The sequence below is a fragment of the Burkholderia sp. E168m23 genome (genome assembly GCF_016586125.1).
Classification (GTDB): Bacteria; Pseudomonadota; Gammaproteobacteria; order Burkholderiales; family Burkholderiaceae; genus Burkholderia; species Burkholderia orbicola.
The window spans coordinates 1-5,081 of the sequence record NZ_BCPP01000510.1 but is presented as its reverse complement, the minus strand read 5'-3'; the positions used below and the strand labels follow the sequence as shown (position 1 = coordinate 5,081).

General features: G+C 67.7%; 5 protein-coding genes. 3 read left to right on the top strand and 2 right to left on the bottom strand.

Going from position 1 to position 5,081, the window contains the following annotated elements; genetic code table 11:
- Nucleotides 1–134: 134 nt before the first annotated feature.
- Complete coding sequence (locus tag JMF90_RS23425) at nucleotides 135–989, bottom strand: SDR family oxidoreductase (RefSeq protein ID WP_011549796.1); 855 nt, start codon at nucleotides 987–989, stop codon at nucleotides 135–137.
- Nucleotides 990–1,116: 127 nt separating this feature from the next.
- On the opposite strand from JMF90_RS23425, the gene JMF90_RS23420 reads away from it, so the two are divergent.
- Complete coding sequence (locus JMF90_RS23420; RefSeq protein WP_006481243.1) at nucleotides 1,117–1,464, top strand: helix-turn-helix domain-containing protein; 348 nt, start codon at nucleotides 1,117–1,119, stop codon at nucleotides 1,462–1,464.
- Between the two features lie 19 nt (nucleotides 1,465–1,483).
- Here the strand turns inward: JMF90_RS23420 and JMF90_RS23415 are convergent, their stop codons facing one another.
- The gene (locus tag JMF90_RS23415) at nucleotides 1,484–2,446 is read right to left on the bottom strand and encodes a LysR family transcriptional regulator (RefSeq protein ID WP_011549795.1); all 963 of its coding nucleotides are present in this window, start codon (nucleotides 2,444–2,446) and stop codon (nucleotides 1,484–1,486) included.
- 88 nt (nucleotides 2,447–2,534) lie between these two features.
- Between JMF90_RS23415 and JMF90_RS23410 the strand changes: the two genes are divergently transcribed.
- Entirely contained in the window at nucleotides 2,535–4,250 is a 1,716-nt protein-coding gene (locus JMF90_RS23410) for a dihydroxy-acid dehydratase (protein ID WP_011549794.1), read from the top strand.
- Nucleotide 4,251: 1 nt separating this feature from the next.
- The coding region (locus tag JMF90_RS23405) for an MFS transporter (protein ID WP_201325484.1) at nucleotides 4,252–5,081 on the top strand (830 nt) is incomplete at its 3' end.

The following is a 5,081-nucleotide window of genomic DNA, read 5'->3' as shown; positions in this document are numbered from 1 at the left end:
ATTCGCACCGCGCCGCAACGTACGCTTGCGCCGGCTCCGACGGGCCAGGCGCAGCAGGGCGGCCGGCTGGATCGGCGCCGGCCACACTGCGCGCCGTCGAGCGGCGCGGGCCGCCGCCCAGGAACCTGCTCGCTTTAACCGCGCAGCGCGGTCGCGACGACGCTCGCCAACGGCGTCGTGGGTCGACCGATCAGTCGCGCGAGGGCGCCGCCCTCGTCGAACAGCGCACCGCGCGACGCGGCCACGTCGGCATCGGCCAGGACGCTGGCAAACTCGGGCGGCAGCCCGGCGCTCGTCAGCGCGTCTGCATAAGCATCCTGCGCGAGATCGTTGTAGACAACGGTCTTGCCGGACTGCCGCGAAACCTCGGCAGCCAGTTGCGCGAGCGTGAACGCATCGTCCGCCGCCAGCTCATACGTTTTTCCTGCATGGCCGTCCGTCGCCAGTGCCACGGCCGCGGCCGCCGCATAGTCCTTGCGCGCGGCGGAAGAGAAGCGCCCGTCCTTCGCGGCCCCGATGAACGCGCCGTGCTCGAGGGCCGCGGGGAGGGCCATCAGATGGTTCTCGGTGTACCAGCCATTGCGAAGAATGACGGCGGGAAGGCCGGCGGCCGCGATGATTTCTTCCGTCTGCCGGTGCTCGATCGCGAGTCGGGCGGGCGAGGTGTCGGCGTGCAGCATGCTCGTATAGGCGAGCAACGAGACTTCCGCCCGCCGGGCCGCGTCGATCACCGCGCGATGCAGCGGCAGGCGCCCGGCGACTTCGGTCGACGAGATCAGCAGGAGTTTGTCGACCCCGACGAACGCGCTGGCGAGCGTTTCAGGCCGCTTGTAGTCGGCCTCGCGCACCACCACGCCGCGCGCCTCGAGGTCGCGTGCCTTCGCGGGATTCCTGACCGCCGCGACGATCCGGTCGGCCGGAACGGTTTCAAGCAATGCATCGATCACAAGGCGCCCGAGTTGCCCGGATGCTCCCGTTATTGCATACATGTTCATTCTCTCCGTGAATCGGTGGGTGAGGCTCCCAGTGTAGGGATGAAGGTTTCCATTGGAAACCACCTATCCATCGGTTACCATCATTTTCAAGTAACCAAATGGAAACCATCCCGGGACGACGATGGGCTTGAGAATGCGAAAGAAGGTGGAGCCGCTTCCCGGCTGCCCGATGTCGAAATGCATGGCGTTGATCGGCGGCCTGTGGACGCCCGAACTGATCTGGTGCCTGAGCAATGGCCCGCGTCGGTTTTCGGAGTTGCGGCGCGACAACCCGACCATCACCGCGAAGGTGCTGACCGGCAGGCTGCGTGATCTCGAGGAGCGGGGCGTGATCCGGCGAAGCGTGTTGCCGACGTCGCCGCCGTCGGTGGAATACGAGTTGACGTCGCTGGGCCAGGAACTGCTGCCGGCGATTACGTCGATCGTGGAGGTCGGGTCGCGCCTGCTGCTTCGCGATCGGCCCCGCTAGCCATTTCCGCCTGGCCGGCCTACCGCGCCGCCGCCGAACGCTTCCGCTTCGTATTCGGCAACGGCTCGTGCTGCATCGGCCCCTTGACGAGTTCGCTCATCGCGTCGCGAATCCAGCGGTTGGCCGGCTCGTGATGAAAGCGCGGATGCCAGTGCAGATAAAGCTCGTACGTGGGGGCGGGGAAGGGCAGCGGCAGCAGCTTGACGTTCACGAACTCCGCGAAGCGCCGCCCGACGGCCTGCGGCACCGCCGCGATCATGTCCGACCCGGCGACGACGAACGGCACGCCGATGAAGCGCGGCGTACTGAAGCGGACGTTGACGCGAATCCCGAGGCGCTCGTGCGTGCGGGCGAGCACGTCCTGCTCGCGGCCTTCGGGATGCACCATCACATGCGCGGCGGCGCGGTACTGATCGAGCGACAGCGTGTCCCCGATTTCCGGATGATCGTCGCGGGCGATACACACATACGAATGCCGGTACAGCGCCTTGCGCTTCAGCGATTCGCTGTTCAACCCCGGAAAGTAGCCGATCGCGAGGTCGACGTCGCCGCTCGCCAGCCCCTCCTCCAGCTCCGGCATGCTGAGCGCGACCGTCTTGATGCTCACGTGCGGCGCGGCCTTGTCGAGAAAGCTCTCCAGGCGGGGCAGGAACACCATTTCGCCGATGTCCGACATGCACAGCACGAAGTTGCGCGACGACTCGGCCGGGCGAAACTCGGGCATCGGCAGGATTTCGGTCTGCACCAGATCCAGTAGCCGCGCGACCGGCTCGCCGAGCGCCTGCGCGCGCGGCGTCGGCTCCATGCCGCGGCCCGTGCGCACGAACAGCGGGTCCTCGAACAGCTCGCGCAGCTTCGACAACGCATAGCTCATCGCCGGCTGGCTGAGCCCGATGCTGACGCCCGCCTGCGTCACATGGCGCTTTTTCAGCAGCGCATCGAACACTTTCAGCAGATTCAGATCGACCTGACGAATATCCATGGTTTGGATGATACCTATCGATTTCACATAATTGACGGATTTTATCGGGCTTCCTACCATCGTTTCCACAACAAAGGAGTGAGACACCATGTCCGATGGACGCAAGCCGCAACGCCCGTTGCGCAGCAATTTTCCGCGCGGTTCCTACCTCGGCGCGGTGCGCGCCGCGCAGTGGCGCAATCTCGGCATCAGCGAGGAAGACCTCGACAAGCCGAAGATCGCCATCGTCAATTCCTCGTCCGAACTTGCCACCTGCTTCAGCCATCTCGACGGCATCGCCGCGCAACTGAAACAGGCGATCCGCGCCGCGGGCGCGCTGCCGTTCGAGATCCGCACCGCGGCGCCGAGCGACTTCATCACCGGCGCGGGCGCTCGCGGCGCCTACATGCTGGCTGCGCGCGACCTCGTCACGAACGACATCGAAGTGGCCGTCGAGGGCGCGCAGCTCGACGGCATGGTGTGCCTGGCGTCGTGCGACAAGACCGTGCCGGGCCAGCTGATGGCCGCCGCGCGGCTGAATATCCCGAGCATCGTCGTCGCGTGCGGTTATCAGCCGAGCGGCGAATATCGCGGCGAGCACGTGGACATCGAGGACGTGTTCGTCGGTGCGATGCATGCGCTGACCGGCAAGCTGCCCGTCGAGGACCTGATCGGCATGAGCCAGAACGCGATTCGCGGCCCCGGCGTGTGTTCGGGGCTCGGCACCGCGAACTCGATGCACATGGTCAGCGAGGCGCTCGGCATGTCGTTGCCCGGCAGCACGCCGGTCGCCGCCAACAGCGAGCGGATGTTCGCGTTCGTGCGCGAAGCCGGCGCGCGCATCGTCGAGATGGTGCGCGACGACCTGAAGCCGCGCGACATCCTCACACACGGCGCGTTCGCGAATGCGGTGAAGACGGTGCTCGCGGTCGGCGGCTCGATCAATACGGTCAAGCACTTGCAGGCGGTCGCGGCCGAAGGCGGGCTCGACGTCGACGTGTACGCGCTGTTCGAAGCATTCGCCGCGCAGATCCCGGTGCTGACCGGCGTGCGTCCGGTCGGCTCGCACATGATCGAGCAACTGGAGGCGGCGGGCGGTGGCCGCGGCGTGATGAAGCGGCTCGAAGCGTGGCTCGACACCGGTGCGCTGACGGTGACCGGGCGCACGGTGAAGGACAACCTGGCCGATGCGACGATCGCCGACGACGACGTGATCCGCCCGCCGCAGCGCGCGTTCGCGAACCATCCGGCCATCGTGCTGGTGCGCGGCAACCTCGCCCCGCAGGCCGGCATCGTCAAATTCGGCATCTCGCCGACCAAGCAGCGCACGTTCACCGGCGACGCGATCTGCTTCTCGACCTCCGACGACGCGATCGCCGCGATCAAGGACGGTCGCGTGCAGCCGGGCAAGGTCGTCGTGATGCGCGGCGCGGGCGTGTGCGGCGGCCCGGCGATGGGCGGCGGGGCGTCGCGCGTGGTGTTCGCGATCGACGGCGCGGGCTTGTCCGAGCAGGTCGCGATGCTCACCGACGGGCATCTGTCGGGGCTGGTCTGCAAGGGGCTGGTGGTCGCGGAAGTGGCGCCGGAAGCGGCGACCGGCGGCCCGCTCGCGCTCGTCGAGGACGGCGACACGATCGACATCGATCTGGACCGGCGCGTCTGCGACCTGAAGGTCGACGAAGCCGAGCTGGCGCGCCGTCGCGCGGCGTGGCAGCGTCCCGCGCCGGTCAACGACACCGGCTGGCTGAAAATCTACCGCGCGACGGTCGGCACGATGCCGCAAGGCGCGGTGCTCGGCGCGGACCGGCCGGCGCGGGAGCGTTGAGATGAGCGGCGAAACCGTAATCGACATCGGCACGGTGATCGAGCGGCAGCAGACCACCCGCTTCGGTATCCTGCTGATCGTCGCGATGGGCGTGATGATGATGACCGAGGGCTACGACCTCGCCGCGATGGCGTTCGCGGCCCCGGCGCTGAGCCGCGCGTGGCACCTCAAGCATGGCGTGCTCGGCCCGGTGTTCGGCGCATTCGTATTCGGCACGATGATCGGCGCGTTCGTGCTCGGCTATCTCGGCGACGTGATTGGCCGCAAACGCATGATCGTGATCGGCAGCGTCGTGCTCGCGGGCTTCACGCTCGCCGCGTCGCGTGCCACCGGCCTCGAACAGCTGCTGGTGCTGCGCTTTCTGGCGGGCATCGGCATCGGCGGCGTGGTGCCGAACGCGATCGCGTATACGACGGAGTTCGCGCCGAAGCGCTGGCGCGCGACGTGGGTCACGCTGATGTACAGCGGCTATACGATCGGCAGCAGCGTGGGCGGTCTCGTGTCGGCGTGGCTCGTGCCGAAGTTCGGCTGGCAGGTGGTGTTCGTGATCGGCGGCCTCGCGCCGCTCGTGTCGAGCGCGATGTTGTGGTTCGCGGTGCCGGAGTCGATCCGCTTCCTGACGCTCAAGGGCCGTCACGCCGAAGTCGCGCGAATCGTCGCGCGGATCGCACCGGGCTTCGCCGTCGCGCCGCAGGCCCGCTTCGTGATCGGCGGCGCTTCGCCGGGTCACGCGCACGAGCACCGCCGCGACGGCTCGCTGCGGTTGCTGTTCGCGGGTCGGCTGCGCGCGCTGACGCCGGTGCTGTGGGCAGTCTACATCGCGAACTCGAT